This is a genomic window from Mesorhizobium sp. M0701 (genome assembly GCF_040320365.1).
Lineage (GTDB): Bacteria > Pseudomonadota > Alphaproteobacteria > Rhizobiales > Rhizobiaceae > Mesorhizobium.
Genome location: NZ_JAMYPO010000019.1, coordinates 89539 through 108270 on the forward strand (window position 1 = coordinate 89539; position 18732 = coordinate 108270).

Sequence of the window (18732 nt, forward strand, 5' to 3'; positions counted from 1 at the left end):
GCTGGCAGGCTGCGGTCATGGCCTGATCAACAGGCTGATTTGAGTCAGGTGCCGTCGGCCCGCCCAAGCCATCGCTGCAGGAACCGTGCCGCAAGCCAGCACAGCATCGCCCAGGCAAAGCCGGCGCACCAGCCGGCCAATACGTCGGACGGCCAGTGGACGCCGAGATAGATGCGGCTGATGCCGACCACCACTGTCGTCAGCACCGCCAGCCCGAGTACATAGATCTTCGTTGTGCGCCCGGGCAAAACCCGCGCCGCCATGCTGCCCAGCGTCAAATACGTCACCGCCGACAGCATGGCGTGGCCGCTCGGAAACGAAAGCGATGCCACATCGGCGAGATGCGAGACCAGATCGGGGCGCGGCCGGTCGATATCGAATTTCAGCACGCTTGACAGGAGCTGGCCGCCCGCTACCGCGACGAACATGAGAAGCGCCGCGCCTGGCCTGCGGATAAGAAGCAGATAGACGATCATTGCTGCCGTGATCAGCAGCAGTACGCTGGCGCTGCCGAGGCTGGTGATGTCGCGCATCGCCCCTTCCAGCCACGCCGGTCCGATCGGATTGTCGGGCTGGCCGGCCTTGCGGAAGGCAAGCAGGATTTCGGTGTCGAAGGCATGCGGCGTGGTCGCCCGCGCCAGCTCCATCAGCTCCTCGAACCCCCACAGCCCGCCGGCAATGACCAGCCCGGCCAGCAGAACCGGGAACTCCAGCCAGTTGGGCAGCCTGCTTGCAATCTTCTTCATCGGCCCGATCGCAGTTACAGCCTTTGCAGATAGGGCCCGAGCGTGATCAGCGCCACAGCTGCGATGGCAAGCACGATGCCGGTTGCCTGCAAGGCATTGACGCGCTCGCCGAAGAAGACCAGCGCCACCACATTCACCGACACCAGCTGGATCACCGCCGACAGGCTGAACGACACCGACATGCCGAATTCACGGATCAGCCTCAGCATGATCAGATTGCCCAGCGAATAGAGCGCCAACGTCAGCACAATCTTGCCGAGGCTCGGCGCCAGCCCCCACTGTTTTGCGGCCATCGCCGCCAGCAGGAAGATCACCGTCGAAACGCAGAGCTGCCCAAGTCCCCAGAAACTCACTTTTGTTCCTCCCGATGCGGTCCCTACCGCCTGCCGCAGCTCTTGTTTCCGAAGCGCCGGTCGCGGTCAAGCGGGGCCGATGTTGGATACGAAATCGCAGGTGGCAATTAGCCGGCATGTCATCAAACTGTGACCTGCCGGTAATACCGGATTGGCCAGGCAACACGCTCCAGCAATCCATCCAGCCAGAGGCAGGCCCTATGACCGAACATCGCACCCCTGACGCCCATTTCCGCACCAGCCTGCTCGAGGAAAACGATGGGCCAGGAGCCAATCCCACCGACAACCGCACCATGGGTGAGATCATCGCCGCGCGGTTCTCACGCCGCGGCTTCCTCAAGGGTTCGCTTGCCGTCTCGGCCATAGCCGCTACCGTCAGCCCGCTGGCGCTGATCACCGCCGACAATGCCCGCGCCGCCGAAGGCTCCGCCTTCGCTTTTGACGAGCTCGAGGCCGGCATCGACGACAAGCATCACGTCGCACCCGGCTATGACGCCGATGTACTGCTGCGCTGGGGCGATCCGCTGTTCGCCGATTCGCCGGAATTCGATCCGACAAAACAGTCGGCGGAAGCCCAGGCCAGACAATTCGGCTACAACAACGACTATGTCGGCTATATCCCGATCGACGGCTCGGCCGAGCACGGCCTGCTGGTGGTCAACCACGAATACACCAATCCGCACCTGATGTTTCCGGGCCTCGTCACCATCATCGACGGCAAGGCCAAGCAGGCGCCCCTCAGCAAGGAACAAGTCGACGTCGAGATGACGGCGCATGGCGGCACTATCGTCGAGATACGCAAGGTATCAGGCAAATGGCAGGTCGTTCGCGACGGCAAGCTCAACCGCCGCATCACCTCCAACACCGAGATCGCGCTCTCCGGCCCGGTCGCCGGCCACGACCGCGTCAAGACCAGCGCCGATCCGACCGGCACGAAAGTCATCGGCACCATCAACAATTGCGCCGGCGGCGTCACGCCATGGGGCACCTATGTCATGGCCGAGGAGAACATCCACGGCTATTTCTCGGGCGAGCTGCCGCAGGGGCATAAGGAAGCCGCCAATTACAAGCGCCTCGGCATTCCCGAAGGTGCCTATGAATGGGCAGCGCATTACGACCGTTTCGATATCGGCAAGGAGCCGAACGAGCCGAACCGCTTCGGCTGGATCGTCGAGGTCGACGTCCAGGATCCGACTTCGGCGCCGAGGAAGCGCACCGCGATGGGGCGCTTCAAGCATGAGGGCGCCGAATCGATCGTCGCCAAGGATGGCCGTGTCGTCTTCTATCTCGGCGACGACGAGCGCTTCGATTATGTCTATAAGTTCGTCACCACAGGCAAGTTCGATCCGGACGACCGCGCCGCCAACATGGATTTGCTCGACGACGGCACCTTGCATGTCGCCAAGTTTGCCGACGACGGTTCGGTCGAGTGGCTGCCGATCGTCTTCGGCCAGGGGCCGCTGACGGCGGAGAACGGCTTCGACAGCCAGGCCGACGTGCTGATCGAGACGCGCCGCGCCGCCGACCTGCTCGGCGCCACCAAGATGGACCGCCCGGAAGACATCCAGCCCAATGCCACCAACGGCAAGGTCTACGTCATGCTGACCAACAATTCGAAGCGCAAGGCCGACCAGGTCGACGCCGCCAACCCGCGTGCCGAGAACGCCTTTGGCCACATCATCGAGATCGTCGAGGACGGCGGTGATTTCACCGCGACAAAGGGTAGGTGGGAAATCCTGCTGAAATGCGGCGATCCCGCTGTGGCCGACGTCGGCGCCACCTTCTCGACCGCAACCACCGCCAATGGCTGGTTCGGCATGCCGGACAATTGCACGGTAGATTCGGCCGGCCGCCTCTGGGTCGCCACCGACGGCCAGGGCCCGAAAGCCACCGGCCGCACCGACGGTCTGTGGGCTGTCGATACGGAAGGGACGGCACGGGCGACATCAAAGCTGTTCTTCCGCGTGCCGATCGGCGCCGAAATGTGCGGTCCCCTGTTTGCGCCGGACGACCAGACCGCCTTCGTTGCCGTCCAGCATCCGGGCGACGGCGGCGAGGACTGGGAGGCTTTCGGCCGTCCGTCCTATTATGAGGATTTGTCGACGCGCTGGCCCGACTTCAAGCCGGACATGCCGGTGCGCCCGGCGGTCGTTGCCATCACCAGGCAAGGCGGCGGCAAGATCGCGGTCTGACACGCAGCAAGATCTTGCAGTCTCAAGGAAGGATTTCGGCCGTACGAAATCCTTCCTTCCGATACGGGATGAATCCATGCTGCGCATCATGCGCCGACTAATCATTCGGTGCGCTGAACCACGGCCACATTCATTGTGCTTCGCAACCTGAAGCCGATGGACTCGTATAACGCTATGGCCGCGGCGTTGCTGGCATAGGCGTGGAGATAGGGAACTTCGCCGCGCGCCACTATCCGGTTTGCCACGAATAGGGACAGCAGCTTTCCTAGGCCACCGCCGCGAAATTCCGGATGTGAGCACACCCCGCTGAGTTCGGTATAACCAGGTTGCTTCATGCGCTCGCCGGCCATTGCCGCAAGCCTGCCCTCGATTTTCACACCCCAAAAATCGCCCAGGCTCAAGGCTTCGAGCGTGAATGGGCCAGGCTTGGTGAGCAATGCCAGGGCGAGCATCTCAGCAGCATCGTCTCGGGTCAGACGATGCACGCGCGGGTCGGAGACGATCTGCAATGGCTGCTCGGCGATCATCTGAACCCCGGCTGCGGTCGAAGTCGCGGAAAGCCCCGTGGGCAGAGCAATCGCGTCCGCTTGAAGCAGGATCACACTCTCGCCCGGGGAGACAAGGTTTTCGAGCGCCCGCAGGCTTTCCGGGTCGTCCGCGCCAGTGGCGGCGAAAGGGACGATCGACGGCCGATATCGCATGGCGAGGTTGTCACCCTCCGCGAAGGCCCGATGTCGCGTCTGAAGCGCGCTCCAGATAGGGCGGTCGAGCAGATGTCTCATTGCGCGGCACCCTCAGGCTTATTTACACGACGGTCGAGAGGGGCAGCGGCGAGGCCGTCCTCGATGGCAGCCAGCTGCTCAAGAAGCGGCCCCGAAAAACCTGCGCACAAATCCGCGACCACGTTCTCGATGCAAGGCCAGACGTCGCGCTTTGCGACATCGACCAGCCGCCGGCCGTCCCGAGTAAGCGAGACGATCCTGCGCCGCTGGTCATCGTTCGACGGACTGACCTCGAGCAATCCCAATCCGGCCAGAAGCGAGACGGTTCGCGTCACACCCGGCTGCGCGATCCCAAGGGATTGCGCCAGTTCCCCGACCGGCAGTGGGCCCAGCCTGTCGAGCGCGGCCAGCAGCGGGTATTGGCTCGCCTGAACCGGGACATCCAGCCTGTCGAGCAGGCGCTGCGCCTCCGCTTGCAGTTGCTCGCCTATACGCTTCAGCCTGCTGCCCAGGCACAGGAAGCCAAGCGATCGTATGACGTCTTCCATAGGTCAATTTTCATCCCCGTGAACATCGATAACATGATATATAACAATGCATGAAAAGCAAGATCGAGGCGTTCAAGCGCGAGTTCCAGGCATCGTGCGCAGGCCTATGTCGCCTTCGGCAAGGAAAGGTCGATCGATAAGGCTGCTTCGCCTGGACGAGGCCCGTTCGATCAGTTGCGCAGCCGGTAGCCGGTCCTGAAGATCCAGGCGACGATCGCTATGCAGATGAGCAGGAAGACCACCGTCATGCCGAGGCTGACGCCGACTGAAACATCGGACTTGCCGTAGAAGCTCCAGCGGAACCCACTGACCAGGTAGACCACCGGGTTGAACAGCGTCACCGTGCGCCAGATGCCGGGCAGCATGTTGATCGAATAGAAGCTGCCGCCGAGGAAGGTCAGCGGCGTGATGATCAGCAGCGGCACGAGCTGCAGCTGCTCGAAGCTCTTCGCCCAGATGCCGATGATAAAGCCGAACAGGCTGAAGGTCACCGCCGTCAGCACCAGGAAGGCGAGCATCCAGAACGGATGCTCGATCGTCAGCGGCACGAACAGCGAGGCCGTCGCCAGGATGATCAGGCCAAGCACGATCGACTTTGTCGCCGCGCCCCCGACATAGGCGATGACGATCTCCAGATAGGACACCGGCGCGGACAGCAATTCGTAGATCGAGCCGACGAATTTCGGAAAATAGATGGCGAAAGAGGCGTTGGAGATCGATTGCGTCAGCAGCGACAGCATGATCAGCCCCGGTACGATGAAGGCGCCGTAGCTGATGCCGTCGATCTCGGTGATGCGCGAGCCGATGGCCGAACCGAAGACGACGAAATAGAGCGACGTCGAAATGACCGGCGAAACGATGCTCTGCAGCACAGTGCGAAGGGCGCGCGCCATCTCCACCCGATAGATCGCCCATACCGCATGAAGATTCATGGCCGCGCGCGGGTTCATGCCGGTTTCCTCACCAGATTGACGAAGATCTCCTCGAGCGAGCTGTTTTCCGTATCGATGTCGCGGAACTGGATGCCGGCCGCCTCGAGCTCGCGGATCAGCGAGGCGACGCCCGGCCGTTCGCTCTGGTTGTCATAAGTATAGGTCAGCTGTCCGCCATCCGGCGAAAGCTCCAGCGCGTAGTGCGAAAAAGTATCGGGAACGGTGGCCAGGGGACTGCGCAGTTCCAGCACAAGCCGTTTGCGGCCAAGCTTGCGCATCAGCTCGGCCTTGTCCTCCACCAGCACGATCTCGCCGCGGTTGATGACGCCGACGCGGTCGGCCATCGCCTCGGCTTCTTCGATGTAATGCGTGGTCAGGATGATGGTGACGCCGTCTTCGCGCAGCCGGCGCACCATCGCCCACATGTCCTGGCGCAGCTCGACATCGACGCCTGCCGTCGGTTCGTCGAGGAACAGGATGCGCGGCTCGTGCGACAGCGCCTTGGCAATCATCAGCCGGCGCTTCATGCCGCCGGACAGCGTGATCGCCTTGGCGTCCTTCTTGTCCCAGAGCGACAGGTCGCGCAGCACCTTTTCGACGAACGCCTTGTCCGCCGGCTTGCCGAACAGGCCGCGGCTGTAGTTGACCGTCGCCCACACGCTCTCGAAGGCGTCGATGGTCAGTTCCTGCGGCACCAGCCCGATCAGACTGCGCGCGGCGCGGTAGTCGCGGTTGATGTCATGGCCGTCGACGGTGACGGAACCCGACGAGCGGTTGACGATGCCGCAGACGATCGAGATCAGCGTTGTCTTGCCGGCGCCATTCGGCCCGAGCAGCGCAAAGATCTCGCCGCGCACGATGTCGAGATTGATCTCCTTCAGCGCCTTGAAGCCGGTGGCGTAGGTCTTGGTGAGCCCGGAAATCGAGATGATCGGCTGCATGGCTGAAAACGACTGCTTGAAACAGAGTTGTTGATTTAGTCCGCTGAATGTCGGTTCGCAAATCCGGATGTCAATGGCGCTCCTGACAGTTCTGGACCATCGAGGTTCGCCGGAATAGGCAACACCTGCCCGGTCGTCCAGCCAAATTCCACGTAAAAGCAGATTAACCGCACTGCGGCGTTCCGCCTCGCGGCGGGACGCCGCTTTGACCGTCCGGTGCATCAAGCCTATCCTTCAACAAACAAGCAGCAGCCGGAGCCGCCATGGACCCGCTCATTCTGTCGCGCATACAGTTCGGCGCGAACATCTCGTTCCACATCCTGTTCCCGGCGATCACCATCGCGCTCGGCTGGGTGCTGCTGTTCTTCAAGCTCCGCTACAACGCGACAAACGATTCCGCCTGGATGCGCGCTTATTTCACCTGGGTTAAGGTATTCGCGCTGTCCTTCGCCATGGGCGTGGTTTCCGGCGTCACCATGAGTTTTCAGTTCGGCACCAACTGGCCGGGCTATATGGAGACGGTCGGCAACATTGCCGGCCCGCTGCTGGCCTACGAGATCCTGACCGCCTTCTTCCTCGAGGCGGCGTTCCTCGGCATCATGCTTTTCGGCTTCCGCCGTGTCTCGAACCGCGTCCATACACTGGCGACGGTGCTGGTGGCCGGCGGCACCACCTTGTCCGCCTTCTGGATCATCGCACTCAATTCGTGGATGCAGACGCCGGCCGGCTTCGAGATGCGCGATGGTGTAGCGCACGCCACCGACTGGTGGGCAGTTGTCTTCAATCCGTCCATGCCCTACCGGCTCGTCCATATGCTGCTTGCTTCGGGCCTGACCGTCTCGTTCCTGGTCGCCGGCCTGTCGGCGCTGCGCTATCTCTACGGCGATCGCTCGGAATCGATGTGGAAGGCGCTGCGCACCGGCGTCTTCACCGCCGCGATCCTGATCCCGATCCAGATCTTTGCCGGCGACCAGCACGGCCTCAACACGCTGGAACACCAGCCGCAGAAGATCGCCGCGATGGAGGCCAACTGGAACACCGGTCCCAACGTGCCGCTGGTGCTGTTTGCGGTTCCCGATGAAGCGGCCAAGGAGAACAGGTTCGAGCTCACCATTCCCGATGGCGCCAGCCTCATCCTCAGGCACAGCGCCGGCGGCATCGTGCCGGGGCTGAACGATTATGCCGGCAACCATCCCCCGGTATTTCCGGTGTTCTGGGGCTTTCGCATCATGGTCGGCACCGGCCTCCTGATGCTCGCCGTCTCTTGGTCGGCGGCCTTCTTCCTCAAGCGCCGCCACGGCCTGCCCAAGCCGCTGGCGCTCGTCATGGTGCCGATGGCGCTGTCCGGCTGGCTGGCGACGCTGGCCGGCTGGTACACCACCGAGATCGGCCGCCAGCCCTGGCTGGTCACCGGCGTGCTGCGTACCGCCGATGCTGTCGGGCCGGTCGCCGGCAGCCATGTCGCGCTGTCGCTCGCGGTCTATCTCATCCTCTATGTGCTGCTCTTGATCGCCTATCTCGGCGTGTTGGTGCATCTGGCATTGAAGGCGGCGAAGGATGGTGACACCTCGCCGCTGCCGGGCGTCATGAACAGGCCGCTGTCGCAGCCGGTTGCGCAACCAGGAGAAACATCATGAGCGTCGACTGGCCGACCCTGCTGCCTCTGATCTTCGCCGGCCTGATGGGCCTCGCTATCCTGATCTACGTCATCCTCGACGGCTTCGATCTCGGCATCGGCATCCTGTTCGCCGCGGCCGAAGAAACCGAGCAGGATACGATGATCGCCGCCATCGGCCCGTTCTGGGACGCCAACGAGACCTGGCTGGTGCTGGCGGTCGGCTTGCTGCTGGTCGCCTTCCCATTGGCGCACGGCACCATCCTGACGGCGCTCTACATTCCGGTCTTCGTGCTGCTGGTCGGCTTGATCCTGCGCGGCGTCGCCTTCGATTTCCGCGCCAAGGTGCCGGCCGGCAGGAAGCACCGCTGGAACCGCATCTTCTTCCTCGGCTCGGTCATCGCTTCGCTGGCGCAAGGTTATATGCTCGGCGTCTATGTGCTCGGCCTCGACGTCGGCCCTGGCGGCGTCGCTTTCGGCGCGCTGGTGGCGCTCTGCCTTGCCGCGGCCTACGCGGCGATGGGCGCGGCCTGGGTCATCTACAAGACCGAAGGCGATCTGCAGAAGAAGGCGGTGCTGTGGCTGCGCACGGCGTTGGTGCTGACCGCGCTCGGCATGGTCGCGGTATCGCTGGCCACGCCCTTTGCCAGCGCGCGCATCTTCGACAAATGGTTCGTCTGGCCGGCCATGCTCTATTTGTCGCCGCTGCCGACCCTGTCGGCAGTGCTGTTCCTGTGGTTGTGGCGCCAGACCTTCCATCTGCCGAAACCCGACGACCGCCACGCGCTGCTCCCGTTCCTGACATTGGCCGCGATCTTCACGCTCGGCTTTGCCGGCCTCGCCTGGTCGTTCTACCCCTTCGTGGTGCCCGACCGGCTGACCATCTGGCAGGCTGCTTCGGCACCCGAAAGCCTGGCCGTCATCCTGGTCGGGACGGTCGTCGTGCTGCCGATCATCATCTTCTATTCGTTCTTTGCCTACCGGGTGTTCGCCGGCAAGGCGACGGATCTGACCTATGACTGACCGGCATCGCCGTCGCAGCCTGAAACAGAATATTCATCTTCAAGCGGAATAACCTTCTCTGGCCGGCCCAGCAGAATCGCCGGCAAGAAGAAGGGCAATAGAATGAACCCCTTTTCTGCGGCAGGAGAGGATCGGCTGCTGCTTTTGCTGATCCGGACGGTCGCGCTGATCGGCGCACTCGCGCTTGCCGGCCTGCTGCCGGCCATGCCGCAGGCGCATGCCCAGGACGCGGCCAACTGGACGGGCGTGTGGGACACGAAGTGGCGCGGCGGCGGCGCCCAGATCAAGTTCGAGCAGACGGGCACTGACGTAAAGGGCATGTACCCGCTTTATAACGGCCGTATCGAGGCCAAGGCCGAAGGCGACAAGCTTGTCGGCCACTGGTTCGAAGGCGACCGCCAGGGCGCCTTCACCTTCGTCCAATCGCCCGACGGCGGCAGCTTCATGGGCCGCTTCGATGCCGCCACCGCCGAATGGTGGACAGGCGTGCGCGTCAGCGCCGTCGAGGACGTCCGCGTCGACCAGTCGAGCCCGATGAGCACCATGCGCTCGTTCCTGCAGACGATGAACGAGAGCGGCGCCGACAACGTGCCGCGCGCCACCGGCGGCGGCATGGGTCTTGCCGGTCTGGCAGCGGGTCTCGTCGACGTCACCGAGGCCGACCGCGGCGGCCTCAACATGCCCGATTACACCAAGCTTCTGTTCACCGTCATCGACAACGCGACGTTCCGTCTGTGGAGCCTGCCGCATGATGCGATTTCCGGCGACGAGGTGACGGCGACGCTGCCGCAATACGGCACCAGGGTCTCCTTCGCCGTCACTTTTCGCCGCAAGAATGGCGACTGGTTCATCGTCGGGCCGCCACTTGGCCAGCTCCAGGCCAAGCTCGCCGAATTCCAGGAAGCGCGTGGCGAAGCCGTCGACATGGTCGACGATCCGAGCAGGCTCGCCTCGCCGCGCGACACGTTCAAGGTACTGTTGAGCGGCCTCACCGAAGCCGGCGATCCGGCACAGGCGGCGCTCGACCTGCGCAACTACAGTCAGGCGGTGCGTGGCGACGAGGCGTTCCTGCTCGAGCGCTATCTCAAAAAGGTCATCGACCGCATCGGCTACGTCTATTGGCAGGAGATCCCCGACGATCCGAAGAGCAACACCCCCTTCGTCTATTTCGAGCATCCCGCCGGCAACATCGTCATCGGCCCGGTCGAGACTGAGAAGGGCAAGATCTGGCAGTTCACGCCCGAGACGCTCGCCCACATCCGCGCGCTCTACGCCGATGTCGAAGACGTGCCGGTGGCGCCGGAATTCGCCGCCTTCGCCAGCACCGACCCGTTCTTCATCGCCCGTGGCCTCGCCCGCGAGATCAGCCCCGGCCTGCTTACCCGCGCCGGCCCGATGGAGCGCTGGCAATGGTTGATGCTCGGCCTTGCCGCACTGGCCGGCATCCTCTTCGGCTTCATCGCCAATGCGCTGATTTCCTTGCTTGTGCGAAGGACGGACAGCCCGGCCTTCTTCCGCATTGTCGAATGGGCGGTGCGCTCGATCGTGCTTGGCTTCTTCCTGCTGTTGACGCTGCGCCCGCTCGGTCTGCCGCAAGTGGTCGCCGCCCCGGTCAAGGCAATCGCCTGGAGCCTGGTCGTGATTGGCGCCGTGCCGGTGGTCTGGCACCTGATCGGCAAGGTCGCCGACCATTACCGTGGACTGTGGCAGGTGCCCGGCTATCACGACACGCTGATTTCGCTGTCCACCGGCGTGGCGCGCGTCGCCGTGCTGGTCGTCGCCTTCCTGCTGCTGGCCGAAGTGCTCGCCATCCCCTACGAAGGCGTCATTGCCGGTCTCGGCATCGGCGGTCTGGCGGTGGCGCTGGCCGCGCAGCCGACGCTGCAGAACTTCCTCTCCGGCCTGACGCTTTATGCCGACCGGCCGGTCAGCGTCGGCGACTTCTGCAAGTTCGGCGACCAGTCCGGCACGATCGAGCATATCGGCATGCGCTCGACGCGCATCCGGTCGCTCGACCGCACGATCATCTCGGTGCCGAACTCGGATTTCGCCGGCATGCAGATCGAGAACTACGCCCATCGCGACCGCACCCGGTTCGCGGCGACGCTGCAGCTGCGCTACGAGACGACGCCCGATCAGCTACGTTACGTCCTGGCCGAGCTGCGCAAGCTGCTGATCGCCCATCCGCGCGTTATCGACGAGCCGTGCCGCGTGCGCTTTGTCGGCTTCGGCGCCTATTCGCTCGATATCGACGTGTTCACTTATATCAAAACCGCCGACGTGGCCGATTTTCAAGCCATCCGCGAGGACATCCTGTTGTCCATGATCAACATCATGGATGATGCCGGCGCGCAGTTCGCCTTCCCTTCGTCACTGGAATACAGAGCCACCGACCTTCCGGTCGACGACGAAAAACGCATCGCCGCGGAGAAAAGGGTCAGCGATTGGCGCGAGACGGAAAACCTGCCTTTCCCCGACTTCAGCCAGATCGACAAATTCGCCCTCAACAACACACTTGCCTACCCGCCTGAGGGCTCGGCGCATTATCGCGAGACAGAGCCCGACCCGGACTCGGCCGAGGCAAAGGCGACGCTGGAGAAGGTGCGCTGGAGCCTGCCCTGGAAAAAGGGGGAGTAGTGCGAAGCGCGGAAACTGCTGATCTCCCCCCTTGAGGGGGAGATGTCGCTGAAAGCGACAGAGGAGGTCGCCGCGTGTGGAGTGCCAGCTTCGTCTTCCTCGATATGCCGGACCGCGTCGCGCCAACCGAACCGACCCCCTCTGGCCTGCCGGCCATCTCCCCCTCAAGGGGGGAGATCAGCAAGCCCCGCCGCAAAACTCAGCTCTTGCTGGCGGCCAGCACCAGTACCGGCTTTTCGCGGTAGAGGTTGGGGAAGAGCCGCTTCAGATTCTCGACCTTGGGCAGATCGTTGTAGACGATATAGGGATAGGTCGGGTTGAGCGTCAGAAAGTCCTGGTGATAGTCCTCGGCCGGATAGAAGGTCTTGCCGGTCTCCAGCGTCGTCACGATCGGCTTGGGAAACACCTTGGCCTTGTCGAGCTGGGCGATGTAGCTTTCGGCGATCTTTTTCTGTGCGTCGTTTTCGGCAAAGATCGTCGAACGGTACTGGGTGCCGCTGTCCGGACCCTGGTAGTTCAGTTGCGTCGGGTTGTGCGCCACCGAGAAATACACCTGCAGCAGCTGGCCGTAGGTCACCTCGGACGGCTCGTAGGTGATCTCGACGGATTCGGCATGGCCCGTCCGGCTGGTGCCGACCATTTCATAGACGGCCGTGTCCTTGTCGCCGCCGGCATAGCCGGAAACGGCGCTGGTGACGCCCTTGACGTGCTGGAACACGCCTTGCACGCCCCAGAAGCAGCCGCCGGCAAAGACCGCCTTTTCGGTGCCGGCGGTGGCCTTCTCGTCCATTGCCGGCGGCGGGATCACCACCGCGTCTTCGGCCGAAACTGCCGGCGTCTGCCAGAACACGGCCGCGGCGGCCGTGAGGATGAGCGCGGCAAGCGCTGCCTTTGCGAAAATCGACGATCGTTTCAGGGCTCCGGTCATGTCTGATCTCCCATGATGGTGGTGGATTATACGACGGATAGGTCCGCCGGGCTCTCACATTGCTGTGCGCATCGCCTATTTGGCCGGAGCCATGGCATCGCAGGCCTTGGTCGCCTCTGCCTTCTTCATGGCGTCCGTCTCGGCATCGGCCTTGTTCATGCAGTCGGCCTTCATCGGATCGCCCGCCTTCATCGCAGTCGTGGCCATCGCGTCAGCCGCCATGGCGCCGGCCGGCTTCATGGCATCCGTTGCCGGCTTCATGGCGCCCGTTGCCGGCTTCATGGCGTTTGTCGCCATCGCCGGCTTCATCGCATCTTCGGCCCGCGCCGTGCCTCCTGCGAACAGCGCCGTCGAGCAAAGTGCGAAGGCGAGTGCCGCCAGAGTCGGGCGATTGGTCAAACGATTGGTCATGATGATCTCCTTGGGTTTGGCAGGTTGACTGCATGCGGCGACGCCGCTGCGCGTTGTGAAAATTTCGGCAGGGTTTCTAGTTCGTAGCGGCAGCAAGGATCGGCCCGCCGCCCGGCACCTGCACCAGCACCGCTGTGCTGAGGCCGCCCGTCGCCGCCGGCAGCGGCAGTGCGGTGGCGTCGCCGGTCCAACTGCCCAGCCTGGTCAGCGAATGCACGACATTGGCGTGCGGCAGCGTGCGGCCGGTGTTTTCGCCGCGCGCCACCGGCACCTCGACGACGCCCTTGCCATAACGCACCAGCCAGACGTCGGCCCTGCCGCCGGGCACCGGACCGGCGCCGATGCTGACCTTCCCGCCGGCGAGCGACAACGAAGGTCCGTCATCGTGGCCGCCGCTCGAAATCAGCTGCTCGATCTCGCCCGGCCTGGCGCCGACGGCATCGGCCCTGCCGTTGACCACCACTTGCGGCGTGAACGGGCCGGAACGGCCGAGCGACGGTTCATAGCGGACCTGGCGCTGCGTGAATTCTTCTTTGCCGAATGTGTCCTTCCAGCCGAGATAGTCCCAGTAGGTGACGTTGAAGGACAGCGCCAGCACGCCGGGCGGGTCCTTGACCTTGATCAGATTGGCGTTGGCCGGCGGACAGGACGAGCAGCCCTGGCTGGTGAACAGCTCTACGACGGTCATCGTCTGGCCGGCGGCCGCGCTGGTTGCCGACAGCACAGTCGCGGAAAACAGTGCCGCGGCGAGCCCCATCAGGGCTGTGCTTCGTTCCGATCCGGTCATCGCTGTTCTCCTGTGCGGTTCCATGTCCACACTTCGCCGCCGACACACGGTTCGTTACAGCATCACCGCTTCGTGATCGTTCGCAGCTCTCCCACAGGGGGCGAAGGGAAGACGGTCGCTCGCAACCAACACGCCACCCGGTGTGACCGGGGCGGCGGTGTGATGGACTGCAGCCTAAGCGGGCGACTTGCCCTCGCACTCAGCTGCGGCGGCCTATTGTGTCAACAGCGTTTCCGATGCCCGCTGATTGAAGGCGCACTTGCCGGTTACTGTGTAGAAAAAGTCGGCGTTGGAATCGGTGATGGTCGGAGATGTCGGCACCGACGATCCCCCGTCTTCCCACGCTTGTGTGCTGGTCTGGCCGCACGGCACCAGCGTGAAGATATCGACCGTTTGGCCACTGGCGATCTCGACGCCGTTCGCGTAGAGGCGGTTCGATGTTGCCGGATCGTTCGACTTGAGCACCGTTGGATTGCCTGACGGGACATCCATCTGCAGATATAGCTGGTCCATCTGGCTGACGTCGATCACCGCGCCGGCACCGGTCGCGGGATACATTGTGTTGACACAGGTGGTCGCGTATTTCCTGCCGTATGAGTCGGTCTGGACGATCGTGGTGCTAGGCAAGCCGTAGAAGCTGAGCACCGTGGTGGTCGTACACACCTGCTGTTGGACCATAGTGATCGTCGCTCCGTTGATGGTGGAGACGGTCGCCGTGCCATAGCCTTTCGGATCGCCATAACCGTTGTATGTGTAGGTGATCTTCATCAGCTTGTTGGCCACCGTGTCCCCGAATTTGGTGCCGTAGAGCGTCATTGTCTTGCCCCACCAGCCCGAGATCTTGGTCACCTTGAACGTGGCTTGCACCAATGCCGGCCGCTTTGTCACTGCCGACGCAACGCCGACCTGCACCGTGTTGATCCTGGCGATCTGCATGAAATTCGTCGGCATGGCAAAGCCGGCCGAAGCCTTGATGCTGGCGGCGCCGTCGGTGGCGACGACGAAGCTGTCGAGCTTGGCCGTGCCTTGCCCGCCATTGGCCAGGTATGCCTCCTGCAGTTTTACCTGGCGGTCCGCCAGTGAGGTGTCCGTCGCAAGCGTCGTGATCGACAGCGACGCTGCATCGAGGGCGTTCTGCATCGATACCCTGGTTGAAACCGCAGAGGTATAGTCGATGGAAAAACCCAATGCGGCAACCATCGGGATAAGCATGATGGCGAGCAATGGCGCGAACGAGCCGCTCACCGATTTGAGAAATTTGCGTGCTGACAACGGCATTCCGATCCCCCCGAACGGCGATAGACCGGTGGGCTATCACGCCGGGCGCGAACTATGCTCTAATCTCATGGATCAAAGTTTAACGACTTTGCCGCCCCGCCGCCGCACCCGCGCCCCGCCGCTTGCCGATGTAGCGTGCCCCTGCTAAAGCGCGCCGCATGACCACGCCGATCAAAAACATCCGCAACTTCTCCATCGTTGCCCATATCGACCATGGCAAATCCACGCTTGCCGACCGGCTGATCCAGTCGACCGGCGGGCTGGAGCTGCGCGACATGAAGGAGCAGGTGCTGGACTCGATGGACATCGAGCGCGAGCGCGGCATCACCATCAAGGCGCAGACGGTGCGGCTGAAGTACCACGCCAACAATGGCCAGGATTATATCCTCAACCTGATCGACACGCCCGGCCATGTCGACTTCGCCTATGAAGTGTCGCGCTCGCTCGCTGCCTGCGAAGGTTCACTGCTGGTCGTCGACGCCTCGCAAGGCGTCGAGGCGCAGACGCTGGCCAATGTCTACCAGGCGATCGACAACAACCATGAGATCGTCGTGGTGCTGAACAAGGTCGACCTGCCCGCCGCCGAGCCCGAGCGCATCCGCGAACAGGTCGAGGAGGTGATCGGCATCGACGCCTCCAACGCCGTGCTGATCTCGGCCAAGACCGGGCTAGGCATTCCCGACGTGCTGGAAGCGATCGTCAACGATCTGCCGCCGCCGCGCGAGGGCGACATCACGGCCCCGCTGAAGGCGATGCTGGTCGACAGCTGGTACGACGCCTATCTCGGCGTCATCGTGCTGGTCCGCATCATCGACGGCGTGCTGAAGAAGGGCCAGACCATCCGCATGATGGGCACTGGCGCCAGGTACCTGGTCGAGCGCACCGGCGTCTTTACGCCTGCCCGCATCAATGTCGACGAGCTCGGCCCCGGCGAGTTCGGTTTCTTCACCGGCTCGATCAAAGAAGTCGCCGACACTCGCGTCGGCGACACCATCACCGAGGACAAGCGCCCGACGGCACAAGCCCTGCCCGGCTTCAAGCCGGCGCAGCCGGTGGTGTTCTGCGGCCTGTTCCCGGTCGACGCCGCCGACTTCGAGGATCTGCGCGCCGCCGTCGGCAAGCTGCGCCTCAACGACGCCTCCTTCTCCTTTGAAATGGAAACCAGTGCCGCACTTGGCTTCGGCTATCGCTGCGGCTTCCTCGGCCTGCTGCATCTTGAAATCATCCAGGAGCGGCTGGAGCGCGAGTTCAATCTCGACCTCATCGCCACCGCGCCCAGCGTCGTCTACCGCCTGCTGTTGAACGACGGCTCGGTCAAGGAACTGCACAACCCGGCCGACATGCCCGACGTGGTCAAGATCGAGGCCATCGAGGAGCCATGGATCCGCGCCACCATCCTCACCCCCGACGACTATCTCGGCGGCATCCTGAAACTCTGCCAGGACCGGCGCGGCATCCAGGCCGACCTGTCCTATGTCGGCAAGCGCGCCATGCTGATCTACGATCTGCCGCTCAACGAGGTGGTCTTCGACTTCTACGACCGGCTGAAGTCGATCTCCAAGGGCTACGCCTCGTTCGACTATCATTTGACCGACTACAAGGAAGGCGACCTGGTCAAGATGTCGATCCTGGTCAACGAAGAGCCGGTCGATGCGCTGTCGATGCTGGTCCACCGTACGGCGGCGGAAAAGCGCGGCCGCCAGATGTGCGAGAAGCTGAAGGAGCTGATCCCGCATCATCTGTTCAAGATCCCGATCCAGGCGGCGATCGGCGGCAAGGTCATCGCCCGCGAGACCATCTCGGCGCTGCGCAAGGACGTCACCGCCAAATGCTACGGCGGCGACGTCTCACGCAAACGCAAGCTGCTCGACAAGCAGAAAGAGGGCAAGAAGCGGATGCGGCAGTTCGGCAAGGTGGATATCCCGCAGGAGGCGTTTATCCAGGCGCTGAAGATGGGGGATTGAGAAGCCGGTTGGCGCGCCCAGCGCGCCAGGCCATCGATCCAGTGAATCGATGGCAGGCTTCGAAAGCGGGGGATCTGCCGGAGGCAGCGGGCCCCCCGCCAGCGCGGCGCTGAAGCTGCATAGTGGAGATTGGGCAGAAGCCTGCGACAGGTCAGCTAGCTGGATACGCGCCGGCCATTGCGACCCTTCAGGACAGCGGACCATCATTGGAGAATGTCCCGCCTTGAAGTATCCTTGCGGCTTCGGGGGAGACATCACATGCGCTCCACTCTGGACCTCGTCGCCGCGATCGGCCTCGCCATCGGCGGCGCTTTCGGACTCGCCGGCACCTTCGTGGCGAGCGCCGCCCTTCGTGAAACGCTCTGGACGATCGACGGCGTGGCGCTCGTGGTGGCGACCGCGCTGCTGACGATGAAATATCAGCGCCAGGGCAATGACTGGGTGGCGGCTGGATTTTTGACCTTTCTCGCCGGCGAAAGCCTGCTGCTCTCCGGCAATGCGGCGGGGCTTGAGGCCAGCGTGCCCTCCTATGTCGGCGGTATCTCGCTTTGGGCGGCGGCGCTGGTCATGGTCAGCGCGCCGAAAACCTTCGCGCTATGGATGCGGCTGACCGCTCTCGTCGCCGCCGTGCTGTTTGTCGTGTCGGCAGGCATGATCCTCTGGAGTGCGCCCTTGCTGCCCACCTCGTCGCCTTTGCCCGCCGCCGGCTATCCGTTCCTGGTGCTCACATTCATCGGCTGGATCTGGACGCTGTTGAAGCCCGGGCGTTGAGCCCGGTCGGACCGCCCCCTCTCCGGCCGCTTCGCGGCCACCTCTCCCACTTTGTGGGGGCGAGGAACCCAGGTCTTGTGAGGCTTCGGCGATTGGCATTTCCTCGCCCCACGAAGTGGGGAGAGGTGGTTTGCGAAGCAAACCGGAGAGGGGTCTTCCTTGGCAACGCTGCGCTTTCGCGATGTGCAAATGGCGCACCCCCTTCCACCCATCCCGCCGCCATGCCATGTTCCCCCTCGCGGCCGGGCAGGCCGCTTCATTCCGGGGGGAATTGCAATGTTGTCCTATGCTTTCGCGCGCCGCGCCGTCGCGGCGCTTTGCCTTGCCGCACTATTTGCGCCCGTCGCGCATGCCGGCGATGTCACTTTCGAGATCAAGAACAGCCATCCGAACGCCATGCGCGTCGAGCTCTACAGCCAGGACCGCGATCATGTCTGGCCGGGCAACAATCAGGATTACTATCTCAACGACGGCGAGACCAAGGCGATCCCGCTGTCCTGCAGTGACGGCGAATCGATCTGCTACGGCGCCTGGGTCGACGGCGACGAGAACACCTATTGGGGCGTCGGCCCCGGCAATACGGAAAAGTGCGACGATTGCTGCTACACCTGCAGTGGCGGCGAGACCGAGGAAATCCATCTGGTTCCGTGACGTGGCAGATCTCCCCCCTTGAGGGGGAGATGTCGCCAAAGGCGACAGAGGGGGTCGCCGCGCATAGAGCGCCAACCTGTTCTGCAGCAGTAGGCCGAGTCCGGTCGTGCCGACCCCCTCTGGCCGCTGCGCGACCATCTCCCCCTCGAGGGCAGGGCTATCGCATATGAGTGATGGCATTGATGAGATAGTCGTCGTTCCAGGCGCATTTCTTGATGCGATGGCTGATGGGA

General features: G+C 63.4%; 17 protein-coding genes. 7 read left to right on the top strand and 10 right to left on the bottom strand.

From position 1 onward, the window contains the following. Positions 1-44: 44 nt before the first annotated feature. Positions 45-746 (bottom strand): phosphatase PAP2 family protein, encoded by a 702-nt coding sequence (locus NKI24_RS19185; protein WP_352451848.1) that lies wholly within the window; start codon positions 744-746, stop codon positions 45-47. A gap of 14 nt (positions 747-760) precedes the next feature. Continuing rightward, a complete protein-coding gene (locus NKI24_RS19190) occupies positions 761-1099 on the bottom strand; it encodes a hypothetical protein (RefSeq protein WP_023679017.1) in 339 nt (112 codons plus the stop codon). 200 nt (positions 1100-1299) lie between these two features. Here NKI24_RS19190 and NKI24_RS19195 point away from each other — a divergent pair, with 200 nt between their 5' ends. Further along, the gene (locus NKI24_RS19195) at positions 1300-3291 is read left to right on the top strand and encodes a PhoX family protein (RefSeq protein ID WP_352702101.1); all 1992 of its coding nucleotides are present in this window, start codon (positions 1300-1302) and stop codon (positions 3289-3291) included. Between the two features lie 101 nt (positions 3292-3392). Here the strand turns inward: NKI24_RS19195 and NKI24_RS19200 are convergent, their stop codons facing one another. From NKI24_RS19200 to NKI24_RS19215, 4 genes are all read right to left on the bottom strand, one after another. Next, complete coding sequence (locus NKI24_RS19200; protein WP_352451846.1) at positions 3393-4073, bottom strand: GNAT family N-acetyltransferase; 681 nt, start codon at positions 4071-4073, stop codon at positions 3393-3395. Then, positions 4070-4561, bottom strand: coding sequence for a MarR family winged helix-turn-helix transcriptional regulator (locus NKI24_RS19205; protein WP_352451845.1), 492 nt, complete (start codon positions 4559-4561; stop codon positions 4070-4072). Before NKI24_RS19205 ends, NKI24_RS19200 begins: the two co-directional genes overlap by 4 nt. A gap of 170 nt (positions 4562-4731) precedes the next feature. Further along, positions 4732-5493: an ABC transporter permease gene (locus tag NKI24_RS19210; RefSeq protein ID WP_352451914.1), complete on the bottom strand. Its 762-nt coding sequence runs from the start codon at positions 5491-5493 to the stop codon at positions 4732-4734. A 14-nt stretch (positions 5494-5507) separates the two neighbouring features. Then, a complete protein-coding gene (locus NKI24_RS19215; RefSeq protein WP_352451844.1) occupies positions 5508-6434 on the bottom strand; it encodes an ABC transporter ATP-binding protein in 927 nt (308 codons plus the stop codon). A 263-nt stretch (positions 6435-6697) separates the two neighbouring features. On the opposite strand from NKI24_RS19215, the gene NKI24_RS19220 reads away from it, so the two are divergent. The 3 genes from NKI24_RS19220 to NKI24_RS19230 all read left to right on the top strand — a co-directional run bounded on the left by NKI24_RS19220 (position 6698) and on the right by NKI24_RS19230 (position 11709). After that, the gene (locus tag NKI24_RS19220; protein WP_352451843.1) at positions 6698-8071 is read left to right on the top strand and encodes a cytochrome ubiquinol oxidase subunit I; all 1374 of its coding nucleotides are present in this window, start codon (positions 6698-6700) and stop codon (positions 8069-8071) included. Continuing rightward, positions 8068-9072: a cytochrome d ubiquinol oxidase subunit II gene (locus NKI24_RS19225; RefSeq protein ID WP_352451842.1), complete on the top strand. Its 1005-nt coding sequence runs from the start codon at positions 8068-8070 to the stop codon at positions 9070-9072. The genes NKI24_RS19220 and NKI24_RS19225 overlap by 4 nt, the downstream gene beginning before the upstream one ends. Positions 9073-9174: 102 nt before the next feature. Beyond that, entirely contained in the window at positions 9175-11709 is a 2535-nt protein-coding gene (locus NKI24_RS19230) for a mechanosensitive ion channel family protein (protein ID WP_352747417.1), read from the top strand. 199 nt (positions 11710-11908) lie between these two features. Here NKI24_RS19230 and msrA read toward each other — a convergent pair whose 3' ends face one another. The 4 genes from msrA to NKI24_RS19250 all read right to left on the bottom strand — a co-directional run bounded on the left by msrA (position 11909) and on the right by NKI24_RS19250 (position 15113). After that, on the bottom strand, positions 11909-12637 hold the full coding sequence (gene msrA, locus NKI24_RS19235) for a peptide-methionine (S)-S-oxide reductase MsrA (RefSeq protein ID WP_352745607.1): 729 nt from the start codon (positions 12635-12637) through the stop codon (positions 11909-11911). Positions 12638-12712: 75 nt separating this feature from the next. Further along, positions 12713-13048, bottom strand: a complete 336-nt coding sequence (locus NKI24_RS19240; RefSeq protein WP_352747420.1) for a hypothetical protein — start codon at positions 13046-13048, stop codon at positions 12713-12715. Positions 13049-13124: 76 nt separating this feature from the next. Further along, entirely contained in the window at positions 13125-13835 is a 711-nt protein-coding gene (locus NKI24_RS19245) for a DUF1223 domain-containing protein (RefSeq protein ID WP_352747422.1), read from the bottom strand. A 213-nt stretch (positions 13836-14048) separates the two neighbouring features. Further along, the gene (locus tag NKI24_RS19250) at positions 14049-15113 is read right to left on the bottom strand and encodes a TadE/TadG family type IV pilus assembly protein (RefSeq protein WP_352745615.1); all 1065 of its coding nucleotides are present in this window, start codon (positions 15111-15113) and stop codon (positions 14049-14051) included. 158 nt (positions 15114-15271) lie between these two features. Here NKI24_RS19250 and lepA point away from each other — a divergent pair, with 158 nt between their 5' ends. The 3 genes from lepA to NKI24_RS19265 all read left to right on the top strand — a co-directional run bounded on the left by lepA (position 15272) and on the right by NKI24_RS19265 (position 18499). Further along, positions 15272-17077, top strand: a complete 1806-nt coding sequence (lepA, locus tag NKI24_RS19255) for a translation elongation factor 4 (protein WP_352747425.1) — start codon at positions 15272-15274, stop codon at positions 17075-17077. A 258-nt stretch (positions 17078-17335) separates the two neighbouring features. After that, on the top strand, positions 17336-17848 hold the full coding sequence (locus NKI24_RS19260) for a hypothetical protein (protein ID WP_352747427.1): 513 nt from the start codon (positions 17336-17338) through the stop codon (positions 17846-17848). A gap of 279 nt (positions 17849-18127) precedes the next feature. After that, positions 18128-18499, top strand: a complete 372-nt coding sequence (locus tag NKI24_RS19265; RefSeq protein ID WP_352747438.1) for a hypothetical protein — start codon at positions 18128-18130, stop codon at positions 18497-18499. The last annotated feature ends 233 nt before the right edge of the window (positions 18500-18732 follow it).

Coding starts and splice junctions, on each gene's coding strand:
- NKI24_RS19245 (WP_352747422.1), bottom strand. CDS start 13,835: ATGACCGGATCGGAACGAAGCACAGCCCTGATGGGGCTCGCCGCGGCA.
- NKI24_RS19220 (WP_352451843.1), top strand. CDS start 6,698: ATGGACCCGCTCATTCTGTCGCGCATACAGTTCGGCGCGAACATCTCG.
- NKI24_RS19215 (WP_352451844.1), bottom strand. CDS start 6,434: ATGCAGCCGATCATCTCGATTTCCGGGCTCACCAAGACCTACGCCACC.
- NKI24_RS19195 (WP_352702101.1), top strand. CDS start 1,300: ATGACCGAACATCGCACCCCTGACGCCCATTTCCGCACCAGCCTGCTC.
- NKI24_RS19230 (WP_352747417.1), top strand. CDS start 9,175: ATGAACCCCTTTTCTGCGGCAGGAGAGGATCGGCTGCTGCTTTTGCTG.
- NKI24_RS19200 (WP_352451846.1), bottom strand. CDS start 4,073: ATGAGACATCTGCTCGACCGCCCTATCTGGAGCGCGCTTCAGACGCGA.
- msrA (WP_352745607.1), bottom strand. CDS start 12,637: ATGACCGGAGCCCTGAAACGATCGTCGATTTTCGCAAAGGCAGCGCTT.
- NKI24_RS19250 (WP_352745615.1), bottom strand. CDS start 15,113: ATGCCGTTGTCAGCACGCAAATTTCTCAAATCGGTGAGCGGCTCGTTC.
- lepA (WP_352747425.1), top strand. CDS start 15,272: ATGACCACGCCGATCAAAAACATCCGCAACTTCTCCATCGTTGCCCAT.
- NKI24_RS19185 (WP_352451848.1), bottom strand. CDS start 746: ATGAAGAAGATTGCAAGCAGGCTGCCCAACTGGCTGGAGTTCCCGGTT.
- NKI24_RS19210 (WP_352451914.1), bottom strand. CDS start 5,493: ATGAATCTTCATGCGGTATGGGCGATCTATCGGGTGGAGATGGCGCGC.
- NKI24_RS19240 (WP_352747420.1), bottom strand. CDS start 13,048: ATGACCAATCGTTTGACCAATCGCCCGACTCTGGCGGCACTCGCCTTC.
- NKI24_RS19205 (WP_352451845.1), bottom strand. CDS start 4,561: ATGGAAGACGTCATACGATCGCTTGGCTTCCTGTGCCTGGGCAGCAGG.
- NKI24_RS19225 (WP_352451842.1), top strand. CDS start 8,068: ATGAGCGTCGACTGGCCGACCCTGCTGCCTCTGATCTTCGCCGGCCTG.
- NKI24_RS19260 (WP_352747427.1), top strand. CDS start 17,336: ATGCGCTCCACTCTGGACCTCGTCGCCGCGATCGGCCTCGCCATCGGC.